We start from the raw sequence: 19967 nt of genomic DNA, 5'->3' as shown, positions 1-19967 counted from the left end.
GCCAGCGTGGTTTGACGGGGCGCCTGAGATCAAAAGCAGATCAAGATCAAGAGCGACTCGCTTCGCATCGTGGTTACCGTCTGCTGCTACAGCCCACAAAGTTATGTAGATACCTATGGCTTGCCTGCGATGAAGTCCCGACAAACAACCACAAACTACCTGACACTCCCCCGCAAACCACCCACCACAGCCTGCAACTGCTCAGGCGTCGCCGCCTCCACAGCCACCGGCTCACCCGCCACCAACACCACCCGCGACCAGATCCGATGGAAAAAGCCCTTGTTAGGATCGCGGCTGAAGAAACTCCCCCACAACCCCTGCAATGCCATCGGGATCACCGGCACTGGCGTCTCCTCCAGGATGCGCGTCACCCCACCCCGGAACTCATTCATCTCGCCATCGGCGGTCAGCTTGCCTTCCGGGAAGATGCAGACCAACTCGCCATCCTTGAGGTACTGGGCAATCCGCGCGAACGCCTGTTCGTAGATCTGAATGTCTTCATGGCGCCCGGCAATCGGAATCGCCCCGGCGGTGCGGAAGATAAAGTTGAGCACCGGCAAACGATAGATCTTGTAGTACATGACAAAGCGAATCGGCCGACGTACTGCGCCGCCAATCAACAGCGCATCGACAAACGACACATGGTTGCACACCAGCAACGCCGCGCCTTCATCCGGAATGGCTTGCAGGTTGCGATGCTCCACGCGGTACATGGAATGGCTGAGCAGCCAGATCATGAAGCGCATGGTGAACTCGGGGACGATTTTAAAGATGTAAGTGTTAACCGCGATGTTGAGCAGCGACACCACCAGGAACAACTCGGGGATCGACAGCTTGGCCACGCTCAACAGCAGGATGGAGACGATGGCCGAGACCACCATGAACAGTGCATTAAGAATGTTGTTGGCCGCGATCACCCGAGCCCGTTCGTTCTCGGCGGTGCGCGACTGGATCAGCGCATACAGCGGCACGATGTAAAAGCCGCCGAACACACCCAGGCCGAGGATATCGAGCAGCACCCACCACGCCTGGCCGTAGCTGAGCACCGCGAGCCAATCGTTGGGTTGCACGTTCTGCGGGAAGCCGCCGGAGTGCCACCACAGCAGCAGGCCGAACACGGTCAGGCCAAACGAACCAAACGGCACCAGGCCAATTTCCACCTTACGCCCGGAGAGCTTTTCGCACAGCATCGAGCCCAGGGCGATGCCCACCGAGAACACCGTTAGGATCAAGGTCACCACGGTTTCGTCGCCGTACAACCATTCCTTGGCATAGGCCGGGATTTGCGTGAGGTAAATCGCACCCACAAACCAGAACCATGAGTTGCCGACAATCGAGCGCGACACTGCTGGCGTCTGCCCCAGGCCCATGCGCAACGTCGCCCACGACTGAGTGAAGATATTCCAGTCCAGGCGCAGTTGCGGTGTCGACGCCGCCGCGCGCGGGATGCTGCGGCTGGCCAAATAGCCCAGCACCGCCACGGCCACAATCGCCACCGCCACCACCGGCGCGTAATGAGTGGAAGACATCATGATCCCGGCGCCGATGGTGCCGGCCAGAATCGCCAGGAACGTGCCCATCTCTACCAGGCCGTTGCCACCGACCAACTCATCGTCGTGCAACGCCTGAGGCATGATCGAGTACTTCACCGGGCCGAACAGTGCCGAGTGAGTGCCCATGGCAAACAGCGCCAGCAGCATCAGCTCAAGATGATTGGTCAAAAAGCCCGCCGCGCCCACCGCCATGATCACGATCTCGCCGATCTTGATCGCGCGGATCAACGCGTCCTTGTTGAATTTCTCGCCAAACTGCCCGGCCAACGCCGAGAACAGGAAGAACGGCAGGATAAACAACAAGGCGCACAGGTTGACCCAAATGGAGCGGTCGCCCTCGATGGTGAGCTTGTAAAGGATGGCCAGGATCAGCGACTGCTTGAAGATGTTGTCGTTGAACGCGCCCAGCAATTGGGTGATGAAAAACGGCAAGAAGCGCCGCGTGCGCAGCAAGGTGAATTGGGAAGGATGGCTCATCGTCGTCCGTGTTCCTGCGTGGCCTTTATTTATCAGGCCACGACTTTACCTAATCCTGCTTACTTATTCGCTAGCCCGGCAATACAAGGCGAAACAAAAAGCTCGCCTTTATAAGCGCCCTGCACGGTGCGCTTGGCCACGATCAGCCACATCAGCGCCAGCGCAACCACCAGCACACTGCCAAACACACTGAAAAATTCCAGCTGCAGCAGGCTCGCCAATTTCAGCGTGGCCAGGGCGTAAACCCCCAATGGGAAGGTGAACCCCCACCAGCCCAGGTTGAACGGGATACCGGCACGCAGATAGCGCAGGGTGATCAACACCGCAATCAACATCCACCACAAGCCGAACCCCCACAGGGTGATGCCCGCAATCAGGCCCAGGCCGTGGGCCATTTCACCGACACTGGCCAGGCCATTGGCGGCGAAGATCGCAGGGGCATCCGTACCGAGCAACAACATGCCCAGAGCACCGGTACCGATGGGGCCCAGCGCCAACCAGCTCGACGCTGCCATATTGGCGTGAGGCAACTTATGCAAGGCCATGCGCAGCATCAGGATGGTCAGTATGCTGAACGCCACCGGCAGGGAAAACGCCCACAGCACGTAGCTGGTCACCAGCATCACCAGTTGCGAATGGGCGTCTAACAGGTGCGGCGCGAGTAAGCCGCCGCTGGCCGCCGCCACTTCGGCAGCCACTACAGGCAACAGCCAGACAGCGGTCATCTGGTCGATGCTGTGCTCCTGGCGGGTGAACATCATGAACGGGATCAGTACGCCGCAGGCCAGGGACATGGCCACGTCCAGCCACCACAAGGCCTCGGCCAACGGGATCACATCACCGCCCCATCGCGGCAGGCCGAACAGCAGCAAACCGTTGAGAATGGTCGCCAGCCCCATGGGGATGGTGCCGAAAAACATCGAGACCGTTGAGTGCCCGAAGATGCGTCGCGCCTCGTGGAAAAACATCACCCAGCGGGCGGCATACAGCACGCTGAACAGCACAAACAAGCCGATGGTGAACAGCCACAGGCCCTCGGCGACAGCGTGCAAACCTGGCAAGTTGACTGGCAACTGAGCCAAGGCCAGCGCCAGCACACCGGTGCCCATGGTCGCGGCGAACCAGTTCGGGGTGAACTGACGAATCACTTCCCGGGGACGGGTCAGGTGACTGAAGGGTTTGTAGCGGTGAGTGGTCGAGCAGGTCATGGGGTAAATCCTCTTCCTCATTTGAGGTTGAAACCATGATAGAACCTGATCGAATATCTATATAACGGGTAATATCTCTAACTGTTATCTATTTTACCTATATTAATCGCAATCATGCGCTTGCCCTTGCCTGCGCCGTGTCCCGCCACAACAACCCAACAAGCGCGCCGAGAGACAGCAAAATAAGCACCGCACCGTAGCCGTCCGTAGTCGCGATCAGGCCAAACACGCGGCTCAGGTTACCCGCCAACAGTGCCGGCACGCAGAACGCCAGGTAGCTCAATACGTAGAACGCCGACATCAGGCCCGCCCGCTCATGGGGCAACGCCAGGCCCACGATACTGCGCACACTGCCCATGAAACCGCCGCCGAAGCCCAGGCCTGCGATCACACTGGCGATAAAGAACAGCCACAGGCTGGCGGTGTTTACGGCAACCAGCAACAACCCCACGCCCACGGCTAGCAGTGCCGCCGACAAGCGCATCACCCTGTCACCCGCGTGGTTGCGCAGGCTGTAGATCATCACCGCACCGCTCAAGGTCACCACCGCCACCAGCCCGCCGCCGATCAAGTGCGAGGTCGAACCCGTGGCGACGCGCACCAACGACGGCGCCAACGAGGAAAAGAACCCACCCAGCGCCCACACGGCCACATTCAATGGCATCGCCAACCACAACGCGCGGCGCGCTTGCGGTGGCACATGCAGGGTTGGCGCCAGGGACTTCAAGGCGCCCGGTATGCGACTGACCGTTTCAGGCAGGCGCCACACATACAGAGCCTGCAACACCATCAAGCCCAGCAGGGCGTAATAGATCAATTGGGTCGGCCATGGCGCGAACTCCACCAGCAGCCCACTGCCCAGGCCACCACTGGCCATGCCGAGCATCGGTGCAAGGCTGTTGAGCATCGGGCCGCGCATGCGGTCGGTGTCGAGCAGCGTCGCCCCCAATACCGCGGTCGCCGTGCCGGTCGCGAAACCCTGCAAGGCGCGGGCGGCCAGCAGGCAGGCGGTGCTGTCAGCAACGATAAACAGCAGCATCGCCACACTATTGAGCAGCAGCGCGGCGAAGATCACTGGCTTGCGCCCCAGGTAATCCGAAAGCGAGCCCAGGGTGAGCAGCGCCGCGAGCAGGCTCACGGCATACACGCCGAAAATCGCCGTGAGCATCGCCGCAGAAAAATGCAGGTGGTCTTGATACACCTGATACAACGGCGTCGGCGCGCTGGAGGCAGCGAGAAAGGTCAGCACGGTGATCACCAGAAACGCCAGGCTGGACCGCTGAGAGATGACACTGGACATGGGCACGCTCCGCTAAAGCTAATATTTTGCTTTTGTGCAGTGTGCTACTCGCTGGCGCTTAAAGCAAATTCTTTGTGTTAAGGTCTTGCCCATGGCGATCAAAGAAGGCCTCCGCCCGGGGGGCCGTAGTGCCCGGGTACAAGAATCCGTCCACGGAGCGGTGCGCGAACTGCTGGAAACCCATGAGCGGTCCAGCGTCACCGTGCCGATGATTGCGGCGCGCGCAGGCGTCACGCCTTCTACTGTCTACCGCCGGTGGGGCGACCTCTCCGTGCTGCTGGCCGATGTGGCCTTGGCGCGCATGCGTCCAGACTGCGAGCCGGCCAACACCGGCAGCCTGCGCGGCGACCTGCAAGCCTGGGCCGAGCAATACCTGGACGAGATGAGTTCGGAAGTGGGGCGCAACATGATGCGCGACGTGCAAAGCAGCCCCACGCCTGGGTATTGCGTGAGCATCCTGAGCGGGCAGTTGCAGGTGATCGTGGACCGCTACCCGCAGGAACAGCCGCCGAGCGTTGACCATCTGATCAACCTGCTCGCCGCACCGACGGTGTTTCGTATTCTGTTTTCGGCCCAGCCGTTGGCGGTAGAAGAGCTGCATGCCCTGATCGAACTGGCACTGAAGGTTTAAAGCCCTGCACATAGCAAATGTGGGAGCGGGCTTGCTCGCGAAGGCGTCGTGTCAGTCAGTGCATCAGCAACTGATCTACCGCCTTCGCGAGCAAGCCCGCTCCCACATTTTTTTACCGCGTGACCTCAGTGGCTAGGTACGCATCCCACGCCCACTCACCAGCAACCGCGCACAGCCGATATACAAGACGATGGTGGCAACGATCATAAAAGTGATCGCCACACTGATCTTGATATCCGACACGCCCAGAATACCGTAGCGGAAGGCGTTGACCATGTGCAGCACCGGGTTGGCCAGGGACACCGTCTGCCAGAACGGCGGCAACAAGGTGATGGAGTAAAACACCCCGCCCAGGTAGGTCAGCGGCGTCAGCACGAAGGTCGGGATAATGGAAATATCATCGAAGTTGCGTGCAAATACGGCGTTGATAAAGCCCAGCAGCGAGAAGATCGTCGCCGTCAGCACGACCACCAGAATGGTGACCCCAAGGTGATGCACCTGCAGATGGGTAAAGAACAGCGACAGCAGCGTCACGATCACCCCCACCATCAGCCCACGCAACACGCCGCCCAAGGTGTAGCCGATCAGGATGGTGTGCGGTGACACCGGCGAGACCATCAGTTCTTCGATGGAGCGCTGGAACTTGCTGCCAAAGAAACTCGACACTACGTTGCCGTAGGAGTTGGTGATCACCGACATCATGATCAGGCCCGGCACGATGTACTCCATGTAGGTGAAACCACCCATGTCGCCGATCTGCCGGCCGATCAGGTTACCGAAGATCACGAAGTACAGGACCATGGTGATCGCCGGTGGCAGCAGGGTCTGCGGCCAGATCCGGGTAAAGCGCTTCACTTCGCGATAGACGATGGTTTGCAGCGCGACAAGGTTGGGTTGCAGTTCGGAACTCATACCGCCACCTTCGCCAGATTTTTCTCCACCAGGGACACGAACAACTCCTCAAGGCGATTGGTTTTATTACGCAGGCTCAGCACTTCGATGTTCTGAGTCGCCAACTGGGTGAACAACGCGGTGATGCCCATGGCTTTATCCACCTGCACCTCCAGGGTGTGGCTGTCCACCAGCCGGCTCGGGTAGCCGAACAACTGCGGGGCCAGCGACAGATTGTTCTTCAGGTCGAGCAGGAAGGTTTCCACATGCAATTGGCCCAGCAGGTTGCGCATGCTGGTGTTCTCGACAATGGTGCCGTGGTCGATGATGCCGATGTTGCGGCACAACTGCTCAGCCTCTTCCAGGTAATGGGTGGTGAGGATGATGGTGATGCCCTTCTCGTTCAGTTCGGTGAGGAAGGTCCACATCGAGCGGCGCAGTTCGATGTCCACGCCGGCGGTGGGTTCGTCGAGGATCAACAGGCGCGGCTCGTGCACTAGGGCGCGGGCGATCATCAGGCGGCGCTTCATGCCACCGGACAGCGAGCGCGAAGGCACGTCACGCTTGTCCCAAAGGCCCAGTTGGGTCAGGTACTGCTCGGCGCGTTCCTTGGCGACTTTCGCCGGAATGCCGTAGTAGCCAGCCTGGGTCACGACAATATCGAAGGTCTTTTCGAACTGGTTGAAATTGAATTCCTGGGGCACCACGCCAATGGAGCGCTTGAGCGCCGCCGGCGATTTGTCCAGGTCATGCCCGAAGATATTCACCGTGCCGCTGGTCTTGTTGACCAGGGTGGAGAGAATGCCGATGGTGGTGGATTTGCCGGCACCGTTGGGGCCGAGCAAGGCGAAGAAGTCACCTTCGGCAACGTCCAGATCGATACCACTCAGGGCCTGGAAACCGTTGCCGTAGGTTTTGGTTAGCTGCCGGATGGACAGAGCGGAACTCATATGGAAGTACGCACCAAAGAAGGGAATAGAAAGAATAGATGAAGGCACACCCCAGGTAGTTCAACCTGCGATGCAGTGCGAGCATGGTGCGTGCCCATGCCGCACAAGTACAGTCACCCGTATTAATAGTGTGTATTAAGTCAACGCGGTCATCACCGCCTTGCGGTAGGCCGGGCGCTGTTGCAAACGCTGGTACCAGGCCTCCAGATTCGGCATTGCCGGGCGTTCGATGGGCATCTCGAACCAGGCGTAGATGAAGCAGCCCAAGGGAATATCGCCCATGCCGAACGCCTGACCGGACAGGTAGGGTTGCTCGGCGAGGGCTTGTTCGACGGTTTTGAGCGCGTCGATACAGGCTTGGCGCCCGGCATTGATGCTGTCCCAGTTTTGCTGGTCAGCCGGGGTGCGCACGATGCCCCAGAACACCGCTTTGAACGGATCGGCGAGCGTGGAAGTGGTCCAGTCCATCCACTTTTCGGCGTTGGCCCGGGCTTGCAAGTCGCTGGGGTAAAAGTCCGATGCCTGCTTGGCGCACAGGTAACGCACGATGGTGTTGGATTCCCACAGCACAAAGTCGCCATCTTCGATCACCGGCACCCGGCCATTGGGGTTCATGGCCCGGTATTGCGGGGTATCGACCACACCAAAAGCCCCGCCCGCATCAATTGCTTCATAGTCCAGGCCGAGTTCCTCGGCGCACCACAGTGCTTTCCTGACGTTTGATGAATTTTTACGACCCCAGATCTTCAGCATGACCGCGCCTTATCGTTGATGAACATGGCTTGATGAAGGCAGCAGCATACGCCGGTTCAGCCGCGGCTTAAATCGCCCTGCATATCACCGAGCAAGGTGGGCGCATCGTCGCCAAACAAGTGCGGGTAACACTGGCGGATATGCGCGAAGAAAAATGCTTCGGGCACGTCAGCAAACTGCCCATGGTCCACCACGTACTCCATCGAACGCTGGCCCTGGCGATTGAACGCGTGGAACACGCTGTCGTGCAGCCCATCGAATTCCAGCGGCGGCACGTCGAACACTTCGCACAGTTGCTGATTGAACGCCGGAGTGGCCTTGACCCAGCGGCCGTTCAGGTAAAGCTCGGTATAACCGTGCATGGCGAACACGTCACTTTTGAGCAGGGCGAGCAGCCGCGGTGTGGACAGGTGGTTGCGTACGTCCGCCAAACCAATGCGCGCAGGGATACCACAGTGACGTGCGCAAGCTGCCAGCAACGTGGCTTTGGGCACACAGTAGCTTTCGCCAGCCGCCAGGGCGAAGCTGGCGTTCAAGGTGTTAGGGTCACGGCTGAAGGTATAGGGGTTGTAGCGAATGGCCTCACGCACCGCGTAGTAAAGACTGACTGCCTGGTCACTTAAATCCGGGCGGGTTCCGCGATGTTTCTCGGCGAACTCCACCACCACAGGGTGGTCACTATCGATGAAGCGGCTGGGACTCAAGTACGTATTCATGAGCTTGATCTCCGAGGGGAGCCTGGAGTTTAACCACCAGGCCTGCCCGAGAGATAACGACGATTCGGCCAAATGCCGGCGCCGGCTGATGGGTTGCCCAGTACACCTTGTTACACCCTGATCACCCGGCTTGTTCGGATGCCGACTAAGCTCCCTGGTGGTTTCGCCCCTGGTTCACGGAGGATTGAATATGCTGTTGTTGTGGATACTGGTGCTGGTGGTCGGCATTGCCTACCTGGCACACCGCCGTACTGCCCCCCTGCCCGCCCTGGGCGTGGTCGCCGTCTACCTGCTGGCGATGGGCGCCTGGAGCCACGCACCGGGTTGGCTGCTGCTGATCTTCTGGGTGCTCCTGGCCGTGGTGGCCGCGCCCTTGTTGCTGCCTGACCTGCGCCGCCAATACTTCACCAAGCCGCTGTTCAGCTGGTTCCAGAAAGTGCTGCCGCCGATGTCCGAGACCGAGCGCGATGCGATCGATGCCGGTACCGTGTGGTGGGACGGCGAACTGTTCAGTGGCCGCCCCGACTGGGACAAATTGTTGGCCTACCCCAAGGCGCAATTGACCGAGGAAGAGCAGGCATTCATCGACGGCCCCACCGAAGAACTCTGCGCCATGGTCAGCGACTGGGAAATCGGCCAGGCCATGGACCTGCCGCCGCAAGCCTGGGAACACATCAAGACCCATGGTTTCTTCGCCCTGATCATTCCCAAGGAGTACGGCGGCAAAGGCTTCTCCGCCTATGCCCACTCCCAGGTTGCCATGAAGCTCGCGACCCGCAGCGGTGACCTGGCCTCCACCGTGATGGTTCCCAACTCCCTGGGCCCCGCCGAACTGCTGCTGCACTACGGCACCGAGGAACAACGCAACCACTACCTGCCGCGCCTGGCCCGTGGCGACGACATCCCGTGCTTCGCCCTCACCGGCCCGCTGGCCGGCTCCGATGCGGGCGCCATGCCCGACACCGGCGTGATCTGCAAAGGCGAATGGGAAGGCAAGGAAACCCTCGGCCTGCGCCTGAACTGGGAAAAGCGCTACATCACCCTAGGCCCGGTCGCGACCTTGCTCGGCCTGGCCTTCAAGGCCCATGACCCGGACCACCTGCTGGGCGAAGAAGAAGACCTGGGCATCAGCCTCGCGTTGATTCCTACCGACACCCCTGGCGTGGAAATCGGCCGTCGGCACCTGCCGCTCGGCGCCGCCTTCATGAACGGCCCCAACTCAGGCAAGGATGTGTTCATCCCGCTGGAGTACCTGATCGGTGGCCAGGAAATGCTCGGCAAGGGCTGGATGATGCTGATGAACTGCCTGTCGGTCGGCCGTTCGATCTCGCTGCCCGCCGTCGGCACCGGCGCCGCCAAGTTCACCAGCCTGGTGACCGGGCAATATGCCCAGGTGCGCGAACAGTTCAACGTACCGCTGTCGGCCTTCGAAGGCATTCAGGAAGCCCTGGCGCGCATCGGTGGCAACGCCTGGCTGATGGACAGCGCGCGCATGCTCACCGCCAACGCCGTGGACCTGGGCGAGAAGCCGTCGGTGCTGTCGGCGATCCTCAAGTACCACCTGACCGAGCGCGGCCGCGAGTGCATCAGCCACGCCATGGATGTGCACGGCGGCAAAGGCATCATCATGGGGCCCAACAACTACCTGGGCCGCAACTGGCAGGGCGCACCGATCTTCATCACCGTGGAAGGCGCCAATATCCTTTCGCGTAACCTGATGATCTTCGGCCAGGGCGCGATTCGTTGCCATCCCTTCGTGCTCAAGGAAATGGCCCTGGCCGGTCGCGAAGACCATGACCAGGCGTTGAAGGAATTCGATGGCCTGCTGATGCAACACATCGGCTTTGCCGTGAGCAATGCCGCCAGCACCCTGGTGCTGAACCTGGGCTTGGGGCACTTCGAAAAAGCCCCGGGCAACCGGTTGAGCCAGGGCTACTTCCGTGCCCTGAACCGCCAGGCGGCTGCGTTTGCCCTGCTGGCGGACCTGAGCATGATGTTGCTGGGTGGCGAGCTCAAGCGCCGCGAACGCCTGTCCGCTCGCCTGGGTGATGTGCTGAGCCACATGTACCTGGCCTCGGCGGCGCTCAAGCGTTACCACGACCTGGACTCGCCGGACCACCTGGAGCCGCTGTTTGCCTGGGCCATGGAAGAAAGCCTGGGTGAATCGGAACGCGCACTGGATGAGCTGCTGAGCAACTTCCCGAACAAGGTGCTGGGCTGTCTGTTGCGGGTGATCGTGTTCCCATTCGGGCGTCGTCATACCGGGCCGTCCGACGCTCTGGATGCCGAAGTGGCAGCCGTGATCGGCCGCGCCAAAGGCGACCCGACCCTGGAAGAGTTGCTGGCCGGCTGTTATCGCCCGCAATCGGCAGAAGATCCCGTGGGCGCCCTGCAACATGCCTACGACCTGCTCGGTGCCAGCCACCCCTTGCAGAAAAAACTCCACAGCGCGCTCAAAAGCGGCCAGGTCAAGCCGGTGGCCGGCGAGCACGCCATCGACGCGGCCTTGCAGGCCGGCGTGCTGCAACCGGCCGAGGCGCAAACCCTGCGCGATGCCGAGGCGGCGCGACGCAAGGTGATCGACGTGGATGATTTCAGCAAGGAAGACCTGATGCAGGCAGAGGGTAAAGTCCGCTGAGTCGAGCGGTCATATAAAAACGGGCGCGAGAGGCTTATACTCTCGCGCCCGTTTTTGCTTTAGAGGCCTTATCTCGTGTCCAACGTCGTTGCCGATCATCTCGTCTTGCTCGACCACTTGCGCAGCATCCTGGTTGCCGTCGGCGAAGCCGAACAGGTACCCGAGGAAAGCCACTCGCTGTTCCTGGAGCGTTTCGACGAACTGCGCGCCCTGTTGCCAATCGACCCGATCGAAAGCCAGTACCTGGGCCAGGACCTGATGAGCCAGGTCATCCTGCGCTACCCGCAAATCGCCCACCTAGTGCCCCGCGACCTGCTGTGGTTCTTTGGCGGCGACTGCCTGCACTTCATGCCCGACGAAGAACTGGACCTGTACCAGGCCCTGGAAGAACGTCGCTATGAAGCCGAACAGAACGACGAACCGTTCGACTGGAACCAGGAAAAACAACTGCTGGCCATGCCTCAGGACCAGAGCAAGCACTGACAACTATGCTCGTTCCCACGCTCTGCGTGGGAACCTATCCTGTGACGCTCTGCGTCACCCGCGCACAGGCATAAAGGCAGGACGCGGAGCGTCCAAGGTGGCATTCCCACGCAGAGCGTGGGAACGAGCAACCGCGTTCCTACCGTCGGTGCAGCGTGGGCTCCCTGGCCATGCACTCCACCAGATAATCGATAAACACCCGCAACTTCGGCGGCAGGTACCGTGTGGGCGAATGCAGCAACCACGCCTCGCCATGGTACGAGGCAATAAAATCCCACCCCGGCAACACCTGCACCAAATCCCCCGCTTCCAACGCGTGCCGCGCGGTGAAATACGGCAAGCTAGCAATCCCGACATGCTGCAACGCCGCCTCCAGTCGCACCCCGGTGTGGTTCGCCGCATACCGGCCGCGTACGCCGACCGTTACCGCCTTGCCAGCCTTGCGAAACTTCCAGCGTGAATCTCCCGGTGTCTCACCCAGATAGATGCAACTGTGCCCGAGCAGATCATGGGGATGGCTCGGTGTACCGTGCTCGGCCAGGTACTGCGGCGTCGCGCACAGCAAATGTTCGATGGGCAACAGCTGGCGCCCGACCAAGCCTGGCGGCGGGCTATCGGTGATGCGGATGCTCAAGTCGACGTTGTCGTCGATCAAGTCCACATGCCGATCTTCCAAAATCAATTGCACATCAACCTTGGGGTAGCGCCGCAAGAATTCCGGCATGTGCGGGTGCACCACGAATCGCCCCACCGCCTTGGGCACACTGACCCGCACAAGGCCCTCGGCTTCATGGGTGAATTGCCCACTGATTTCCATCACCGAGCGCGCTGCGTTGACCATCTCCTGGCAACGCTTGAACACCTCCTCGCCGCCCTCGCTCAGGCGCAGCTTGCGTGTGGTTCGTTGCAGCAGGCGCGTGGCCAGGGCGTGCTCCAGGCGCGAGATACTGCGGCTCACCGCCGAAGGTGAAACGCTGAGTTGCCGCGCCGCTTCGGAAAAGCTGCCGGTTTCGACGACCTTGACGAAAATCGCCATTTCACCCAACAACGGCAAAGGAAGATTGATGCTCATGACGCACAGGTCCATTGATAATTGAGCGGATTATCACTCATTTGCGCACTACTTATACTGCCCACAGAACCCTGATGCGGATGTAGATGATGACCGAGCGCCTGTTTTTTACCCACGATCACCTGACGGCCGAGCTGGAAGTGCTCAGTTGCACCCCGTACGAAGAGCAATTCGCCGTAATTGTGCAATCGACGATTTTCCATCCCCAAGGCGGCGGCCAGCCATTCGACACCGGCTGGCTCGGCGACAGCCAGGTACTGCGAGTCATGCAGGAAGCCGAACGGGTGGTGCACTACGTCGACCAACCTCTGGAACCTGGACCTGTCATTGCACGCGTCGACGCAGAGCGGCGCGCCTTGCACACACGTCTGCATTCGGCAGGGCATTTGATCGGCAATGCGGGCGAACGCCTGGGCTGGATGCCGATCAAAGCCCACCATTGGCCGGGCGAAGGCAAGATCACCTTTATCCGTGGCCAGGCCGCGCAAGACATGGATGCGCAGACGCTCCAGCAGTGGGTCAACACATGGATCGCCGCCGACTATCCCCGCCATATGACGCTGGAAGACGGCACCCGTGAAGTCGGCTTCGGTGAGTTGCCGGCTTACGCCTGTGGCGGCACGCATGTTCAAGCGTTGAGCGAACTGGGCCAGGTGACGATCCTGGCGCTATCGGAGAAAAAAGGCGCGCTGTCAGTACGCTACAGCCTCGCTGACACCTTGGCCCTGTAGGAGCGAGCTTGCTCGCGAAGAACGTTAACGATAACGCGGGGTACCTGATTCCCATCGGCGCCCTTTGGTTTTTCGCGAGCAAGCTCGCTCCTACAGGGCCACGCTCGGCTGACCCGATTCATTGACGAACGACTTCAACGTCGACACCGTCGCCGCCGGGTCACGCGGGTCGCTGATCGCACGAAAATTCGTCAACATGCTATTGGCCGCCAACTCCACCGACACATAGCCACGCTGACGGCTGTCGAAGAACTTCACATGGGAGTTGAGCGGCATGATCTTCATGAACGCGTCATAGGGCGGGCCGTCGGAGGTGACCGACGAGCCGACAAACTCGGTGGCGACCACCGCCGAGTCTGGCCTTTCGGCGTCGGCATGCAGGTCGGTGGCCCAGAACGAATGAATATCCCCACCCCAGAACACCGGGTTCTTCACCCGGTTACGCACGATCGACGCCAGCATCCGTGAGCGGTTCGCCATGTAGCCATCCCAACCATCGGTCCAGCGGCCAAGCTTATGGTTGGTCAAGTCACGCTGCATCAGCGGCGCCACCAGCAAATCCTGGGCGATGATATTCCACTGCGCCCTGGACTGGGCAAACCCCTGGTCCAGCCAAGACTCTTGCTGCCAGCCGAGCAACGTGCGGCCAGGGTCACGCAGGTCGCTGCAAGGGGTGGTGACAATATGCCCTTGGTGGCTGCCATTGGCCGCGATGCACGGTTGCTCGGAACGGTACTGGCGACCGTCGAGCACATGGAAACGCGCAAGCCGGCCGTAATCCAGGCGCCGGTAGATGCGCATATCCGACCCCTTTGGCACGCTGCTGGCACGCAGGGGCATGTGTTCGTAAAACGCCTGGTACGCCGCGGCCCGTTGCTTGAGAAACTGCGCCACCGCCACCTTCGGGTCCTGGGACCAGCGGTTGGCGTAGTCATTCTGTACTTCGTGATCGTCCCAGGTCACGACGCTGGGGGCCGCGGCGTGAAGGGCCTGCAGGTCTGGATCAGTCTTGTACAGCGCGTAGCGGTTGCGGTAATCGCTCAGGCTTTGTGCGTTGCCACTGCCGTGAGAGCGAAACACCTTGCCCGACTCCGCCGCATAGGAACTGTCGTAAATATAATCACCGAGAAAAAACACCAGGTCCGGCTGCTCGGCGGCAAGGTGTCGGTAGGCGCTGAAGTAACCGCGCTCCCAGTGCGAGCAGGACACGAACCCCAGCCGGGCCGTGGCCATCGCCTGCAGCGGCGGCATCGTGCGCGACTGCCCCACCGGGCTCTGCGCGCCGAGCCCTTCAAACTGGTACCAATACGGCCGATCCGCCGCCAGCCCCGCCACTTCGACATGCACGGCGTGAGCAAAACGCGGCGTCGCCAGTACTTCGCCCTGCTTCACAATGCGCGTCATCGCCGCATCGCTGGCCACCCGCCAACGCACCGGCACCGTGCGGCTCAAGCCGCCACGGCCATCCGCCGCATTGAACAACGGCGCCAGGCGCGTCCAGATCACAAAGCCATCTGGCAGCGGGTCGCCGGACGCCACGCCAAGGGGGAACGGATAATCCACCCCGGCACTGCGCGCAAACGGGCTGAGAATAGAAAACGCCGTAGCGACCGCCAGCCCGCCGAGGACCCGGCGCCGGCCGTGGTCGACTTCGCCGCTCACAGGCAGCGCTCCCAGTCGTCACGCACGGTGGCAAACCCGAGCATGTCCTCATACACGCCGTTCTTTAAAAACGCCTGGCGCATGCAGCCTTCATAGCGCAGGCCGATCTTCTCCATGACCCGCGCCGACTCCTTGTTGCGCGCGAAACACTGGCTGCCCACGCGCTGCAACCCTAGCGCCTCGAAGCCGAAGTCCATCACCGCACTCGCCGCTTCCGCCGCGTAACCCCGATTACGGCAGTGCGCCGCCACCCAGCCACCCAAGTGCCCATAGCGATGGCGAGCATTGATACGCAGGCTGACCATGCCGACCAATTCATCGGTGCCGCGCACATGCATCCCCAGATTCAGCAGCTCACCGGTGCGGTACTTGTCAGCGATCCCGGCAATAAAATCCTGCGCGGTTTCCAAGGTGTAGGGCGATGGAATGTTCGCCGTGTTGTCGGCAATTTTCGGCCCGTTGGCAAGCGTGAAAAGCACCTGCGCCTGGTGCATTTGCAGGGCGCGCAACAACAGTCGCGGGGTCGTCAATTGAGGCAATGCAGTAGGCATGGAGGCCGGCTCTCAAGATAAATTTCTCAAGCATGGATGCCCCGAGTGTCAGTTTCATTACGCCCGAAAACTGACCGGTAAGTTTTCTGAAAGACGCGTCCTAGAGCCTCTAAACGGTCAATTAAAGTTAACCAATCGGTCATTTTTGGCTGTTAGCGTTTTGCCCCTAATTCAATGACGGGGTAACGGAATGAGAACCTGGGACGAACCCAAGAAACGTAAGGCGCACATCGAGCTGATCCCGATGATCGACGTGATGATGTTCCTCCTGGTGTTTTTCGTACTGGTGAGCCTGAACGTGATTCCCGCGCTCGGCATGAAGACCCAATTGCCCAGCGCCAGCAGCTCGCAACAGCTCAAGCCGCAGAACAAATTCATCCTCACTTTGGGCCTGGAAGGCCAGTTGCAACTGGACGGCAAGGACGTGACGGTGGATGCCCTGGTGCCGGCGCTGAAGGCTGCCGAAAAGCCCGATACCAAGTCGACGATCATCGTCAACAGCGACAAAGGCGTGGAGGTTTCGCGCCTGGTGGAAGTGATGGACACCCTGCGCCTGGGTGGCTTCACCTCCGTGTCCATCGCCACGCGTAAGTCCTGATCATGTACGTTCTGTTTCGTGCGCGTCAGCTGCTGGGCAGTGTCCCGGCCCTGATCGCCCTGGTGCTGATTGCACTGGGTATCCAGTCCCAGACATTGAAAGTCGAGCCGGTGTATGACGAGTCGGCGGTCGAATTGGCCTTGGTCGAGCCGGAACCGGAGGTCATACCGGAACCGGTGGTGGAGCAAGAACCGCCACCGCCGGTGATCGAAGAGGAAGAGGCCGAGCCTGCTCCCCCGCCGCCACCGCCCAAGCCGCTGCCAAAACCCGAACCCAAGCCCAAGCCAAAACCTGTGCCCAAGCCTGCGCCCGTGGTCGCCAAGCCATCGCCGACACCGCCACCGGTGGCCGCCAAACCAGCCCCGGCTCCGGTGGCCCAAGCGGCACCTACACCCGCCCCACCGGCGCCACCGAAAGTCGATGGCCAGGCCCTGGAAAGCGGTTATCTCAAAGGCTTGCGCAACGAACTGGACACCTACAAGCAGTACCCCACCGGGCGCCAGGCGTCCCTCGAACGCCCGAGCGGCGAAGTGGTGGTGTGGTTGCTGGTAGACCGCCAAGGCCGGGTACTCGACTCAGGGTTACAAACTCAGGCCTCGAGCATGTTGCTCAACCGGGCAGCCACCAACAGCTTGCGTCGCATCAAGCAAGTCAAACCGTTCCCCGAGCAAGCCTTCGGGGGGCGCAATGAGCAGCGCTTCACCGCCACCTTCAACTACAGCGTGCAATAAGCACCCGACACCAGGACGACAGTGATGAAGTTCACCCGTATTCATCTGGCACTTGTGGCCGCGACCAGCATGACCCAGGGAATGGTCATGGCAGAGACCAGCGACGTCGGCACCATTGGGGTACAAGGCAAGGCGACCGCCGGGGGCGGTTACATGGTGCCGGAGGAAAGCATCAAGGGCCGCTCCACGGTGACCAAGGAAGCGCTGGATAAACAGGCGGCCACCGGCAATGCCATCGACAAGCTCAAGTACACCCCGGGCTTGAACATCTCCAGCGAAGACAACACCGGCTTGTCGGGCTTTCGCTTCACCATGCGCGGCATGAACTCCGACCAGGTGGGCATGTCGGTGGACGGCATGCCGATCAATGATTCGGGCAACTACGCGCTGTATTCCAACCTGCTGGGCGACCCGGAAAACATCGACCAGATCTTCGTTACCCAAGGCGCTTCGGAGTCCGACGGCCCGCACATTGGTTCCAGCGGCGGCAACATTGGCATCGTGACCATTCGCCCGACCAAGGAAACCGGCGCCTTCGTCAAACAGGTCGTCGGCAGCAATGCCACACGCAAGACCTTTGCCCGCCTCAATACCGGCGAAATCAACGGCTTGAGCAACTGGCTGTCGGTGTCCCATACCGAAGGAGAGATGTGGCGCGGTTCGGGCGCGGTACGCGCGGACAAGGTGGAGTGGAACAGCTTTTTCGACGCTGGCAATGGCAACACCGCCAACCTGATCCTCAAGTACCACGAGCAGGACAACAACAGTTACAGCCAGTTGACCAAGGCGCAGTTCCAGCAATATGGCCGCAAGTACGACCCTTATCCGGCAACACCCAGCGTGGGCAGCAACGGCAAGTACAACAGCTATTACGCCCTGGCGCAGAACCCGTTCCAGACGTTCACCGCCGTGCTCAACACCCAGTTCAAACTGGCCGATAACCTCGCGCTGTCGGTGATCCCGTATTACTACTGGGGCAATGGCAGCGGCGTCGGTTCATCCAGCTATGCCCTCAACCGTGGCTCCAACCAGGGCGGTGTGTTCGACCTCGGCAACCTGCCCACCGCCGCCCAATACAACGCCGACGGCACACCCAACAGCGGCGTGTACTACCGCCCTTCACGTACGCAAACCTGGCGTCCGGGCATCACCACCAAGCTGACCTGGGACTTGGGCGATCATAGCCTGCAATTCGGTTACTGGTACGAGCGCGCACGCCAGAGCCAGACCCAGCCGTTCATTCCGCTCAAGAGCAACGGCAAGCCGGTGGACACCTGGCCTGATTCCAACAGCGCCATCGTCGATGCCAACGGCAACACCGTGCAGGGTCGCGACCGTTTCACCGTGACGCCTGCGCAAAAGGTCTGGGCCCAGGACACCTGGTACATCAACCCGGACTGGACCTTCATCGCAGGCCTGGCCTACATGAACGTCGAGCGTGAAGGCACCAACCACGGCAGCCTCAACGAACGCCCGGAAAAACGTAACCAGACCTACAACAAACTGCTGCCCAACGCCGGCCTCAAATACCAGCTGGACGAGCGTGACCAGTTGTTCTACAGCCTGTCGCGCAACATGCGCGTGCCGCAGAACTACGTGCTCTACGACAAAGGCGCCGGCTCGATCGACGCCGAACCGGAAACCAGCTGGAACCATGAACTGGGCTGGCGCTACAGCGGCGACGACATGAACCTGGCCGCCACCCTGTTCTACATGGACTTCAAGAACCGCCAGGTGTCGTCCCGGGACATCAACGGTGACTTTGCCGACATCAACGCCGGCTCCGTGGTCAACAAAGGCCTGGAGCTGGAGTGGAGCGGCCAGTTGCCCCACCACTTCAATTACTACACCTCCTACACCTACACCAAGGCCGAGCAGCAGGATGACCTGACCGTCTACAACGCCGGCAAACCCATCGTGCTGCCCACCAGTGGCAAGCAGTTCGCCAACGTGCCCAAGAACATGCTGGCGGCCAACATCGGGTATGACGACGGTCGCTTCTACGGCACCTTCGGCGGCAAGTACACCAGCAAGCTCTACGGTGACCTGACCAACGACGAGGCGATTTCCGGCCGCACCGTGTTCAACCTCGGCGCCGGTATTTACCTGCCGGTGGACAAGAAGGTGGTCAAGGACGCGACCCTGCGCCTGAACGTCGACAACCTGTTCGACAAGAAATACCTGGACGGCGTGTACACCACCAAGACCAACGCGGCCAGCTACAGCGGTTTCCGCGATGGCGACCCGGCATACATCGTCGGCCTGGACCGTACCGTCACGGTTTCGCTGGAAGCGAATTTCTAAGACTCACCTCAAGAGGAACACCATCATGGATATGAACCTGCTCCACGACGTCACCTTCTATGTGATGTACGCGGCGATGGCCATTGCGATCTTCATCGCCATCGAACGCGGTATCTACTTCGCCTACGTACGCCGCCAGGCTCGCGCATTGATCGACGCCCTGGGCGCCAACGTACACAGCGAGCGCGACCTGCCGGAAAACCTGACCCGTCGCGACAGCCTGCCGCTGAACATGATCTTGCCGGTGCTGGCCCAGAAGGCAACCCACGGTTCGCGCAAAGACTTGGACGACGAAATCGATACCCAGTACCTGAAGACCCGCGCCCCACTGGCCCGCAGCCTGTGGATCATCGAGACCATCACCACCGCCGCCCCGCTGCTGGGCCTGCTGGGTACCATTCTCGGCATCATAGACACCTTCAAGGCGCTGGCCACCGCGGGCGTGTCGGACCCAGGGCAGATTTCCGGGGGTATCGGGACGGCCCTGTTTGCCACGGGATTAGGTATCGCCATCGCGCTGTTTTGCGTGGTGTTTCACAACTTTTTCCAGGACAGCCTGGAGCGCATCAACGACCAGTTGAAGATTCTGTTGATCCGCGCCGCCACCGGCGCCCGCGCACAGGATGAAGTGCCCCATCGCGCGCCGACCCCGCTGCACAGCCGCACGGCCTGACCTGCAGGGCGGGCGCCTTGGGCGCTCGCCTTTTCCTTTGGTGCG

At 60.9% G+C, this 19967-nt stretch carries 18 protein-coding genes; 8 read left to right on the top strand and 10 right to left on the bottom strand.

All coding sequences use genetic code 11. From position 1 onward, the window contains the following. Positions 1-155: 155 nt before the first annotated feature. The 3 genes from QK296_RS17945 to QK296_RS17935 form a co-directional block, all read right to left on the bottom strand. Positions 156-2030 carry an MFS transporter gene (locus QK296_RS17945; protein ID WP_057711562.1) on the bottom strand — a complete coding sequence of 625 codons (1875 nt, stop codon included), beginning with the start codon at positions 2028-2030 and terminating at the stop codon, positions 156-158. A gap of 59 nt (positions 2031-2089) precedes the next feature. Beyond that, positions 2090-3238 (bottom strand): TDT family transporter, encoded by a 1149-nt coding sequence (locus QK296_RS17940; RefSeq protein ID WP_034135207.1) that lies wholly within the window; start codon positions 3236-3238, stop codon positions 2090-2092. 112 nt (positions 3239-3350) lie between these two features. Next, positions 3351-4538: an MFS transporter gene (locus QK296_RS17935; RefSeq protein ID WP_282391139.1), complete on the bottom strand. Its 1188-nt coding sequence runs from the start codon at positions 4536-4538 to the stop codon at positions 3351-3353. 91 nt (positions 4539-4629) lie between these two features. Between QK296_RS17935 and QK296_RS17930 the strand changes: the two genes are divergently transcribed. Then, positions 4630-5169 (top strand): TetR/AcrR family transcriptional regulator, encoded by a 540-nt coding sequence (locus QK296_RS17930; RefSeq protein WP_034135205.1) that lies wholly within the window; start codon positions 4630-4632, stop codon positions 5167-5169. Between the two features lie 132 nt (positions 5170-5301). Here the strand turns inward: QK296_RS17930 and QK296_RS17925 are convergent, their stop codons facing one another. From QK296_RS17925 to QK296_RS17910, 4 genes are all read right to left on the bottom strand, one after another. Next, complete coding sequence (locus tag QK296_RS17925; RefSeq protein WP_003190115.1) at positions 5302-6081, bottom strand: ABC transporter permease; 780 nt, start codon at positions 6079-6081, stop codon at positions 5302-5304. Beyond that, positions 6078-7010 carry an ABC transporter ATP-binding protein gene (locus tag QK296_RS17920; RefSeq protein ID WP_282391138.1) on the bottom strand — a complete coding sequence of 311 codons (933 nt, stop codon included), beginning with the start codon at positions 7008-7010 and terminating at the stop codon, positions 6078-6080. The genes QK296_RS17925 and QK296_RS17920 overlap by 4 nt, the downstream gene beginning before the upstream one ends. 135 nt (positions 7011-7145) lie before the next feature. After that, positions 7146-7763: a glutathione S-transferase gene (locus tag QK296_RS17915; protein ID WP_003190113.1), complete on the bottom strand. Its 618-nt coding sequence runs from the start codon at positions 7761-7763 to the stop codon at positions 7146-7148. Positions 7764-7819: 56 nt separating this feature from the next. Beyond that, positions 7820-8479: a transglutaminase family protein gene (locus QK296_RS17910; RefSeq protein WP_003190111.1), complete on the bottom strand. Its 660-nt coding sequence runs from the start codon at positions 8477-8479 to the stop codon at positions 7820-7822. A 190-nt stretch (positions 8480-8669) separates the two neighbouring features. Here QK296_RS17910 and QK296_RS17905 point away from each other — a divergent pair, with 190 nt between their 5' ends. Both QK296_RS17905 and QK296_RS17900 read left to right on the top strand, forming a co-directional pair. Next, positions 8670-11117 carry an acyl-CoA dehydrogenase gene (locus QK296_RS17905; protein WP_282391137.1) on the top strand — a complete coding sequence of 816 codons (2448 nt, stop codon included), beginning with the start codon at positions 8670-8672 and terminating at the stop codon, positions 11115-11117. Positions 11118-11192: 75 nt separating this feature from the next. After that, on the top strand, positions 11193-11600 hold the full coding sequence (locus tag QK296_RS17900) for a PA2817 family protein (protein WP_003190109.1): 408 nt from the start codon (positions 11193-11195) through the stop codon (positions 11598-11600). A gap of 139 nt (positions 11601-11739) precedes the next feature. Here the strand turns inward: QK296_RS17900 and QK296_RS17895 are convergent, their stop codons facing one another. After that, complete coding sequence (locus tag QK296_RS17895; RefSeq protein ID WP_282391136.1) at positions 11740-12672, bottom strand: LysR family transcriptional regulator; 933 nt, start codon at positions 12670-12672, stop codon at positions 11740-11742. 89 nt (positions 12673-12761) lie between these two features. Between QK296_RS17895 and QK296_RS17890 the strand changes: the two genes are divergently transcribed. After that, positions 12762-13403, top strand: a complete 642-nt coding sequence (locus tag QK296_RS17890) for a serine-tRNA(Ala) deacylase AlaX (RefSeq protein WP_047712126.1) — start codon at positions 12762-12764, stop codon at positions 13401-13403. A gap of 90 nt (positions 13404-13493) precedes the next feature. Here the strand turns inward: QK296_RS17890 and QK296_RS17885 are convergent, their stop codons facing one another. Both QK296_RS17885 and QK296_RS17880 read right to left on the bottom strand, forming a co-directional pair. Beyond that, the gene (locus QK296_RS17885) at positions 13494-15065 is read right to left on the bottom strand and encodes an alkaline phosphatase D family protein (protein ID WP_282391135.1); all 1572 of its coding nucleotides are present in this window, start codon (positions 15063-15065) and stop codon (positions 13494-13496) included. Beyond that, positions 15062-15616, bottom strand: coding sequence for a GNAT family protein (locus tag QK296_RS17880; protein WP_282391134.1), 555 nt, complete (start codon positions 15614-15616; stop codon positions 15062-15064). Before QK296_RS17880 ends, QK296_RS17885 begins: the two co-directional genes overlap by 4 nt. A 190-nt stretch (positions 15617-15806) precedes the next feature. Between QK296_RS17880 and QK296_RS17875 the strand changes: the two genes are divergently transcribed. Genes QK296_RS17875 through QK296_RS17860 form a run of 4 tightly spaced genes read left to right on the top strand, consistent with a single transcriptional unit; the run spans position 15807 to position 19922 of the window. Next, complete coding sequence (locus QK296_RS17875) at positions 15807-16214, top strand: biopolymer transporter ExbD (RefSeq protein WP_034135199.1); 408 nt, start codon at positions 15807-15809, stop codon at positions 16212-16214. Positions 16215-16216: 2 nt separating this feature from the next. Next, positions 16217-16945, top strand: coding sequence for an energy transducer TonB (locus QK296_RS17870; RefSeq protein WP_003190100.1), 729 nt, complete (start codon positions 16217-16219; stop codon positions 16943-16945). Positions 16946-16969: 24 nt separating this feature from the next. Next, a complete protein-coding gene (locus QK296_RS17865) occupies positions 16970-19249 on the top strand; it encodes a TonB-dependent receptor (RefSeq protein ID WP_003190098.1) in 2280 nt (759 codons plus the stop codon). Positions 19250-19274: 25 nt separating this feature from the next. Then, positions 19275-19922, top strand: a complete 648-nt coding sequence (locus QK296_RS17860; protein WP_094775077.1) for a MotA/TolQ/ExbB proton channel family protein — start codon at positions 19275-19277, stop codon at positions 19920-19922. The last annotated feature ends 45 nt before the right edge of the window (positions 19923-19967 follow it).

Source organism: Pseudomonas sp. AL10 (assembly GCF_029960685.1).
Classification (GTDB): Bacteria; Pseudomonadota; Gammaproteobacteria; order Pseudomonadales; family Pseudomonadaceae; genus Aquipseudomonas; species Aquipseudomonas lactis.
This window is presented reverse-complemented; position numbering and strand designations above follow the sequence as displayed.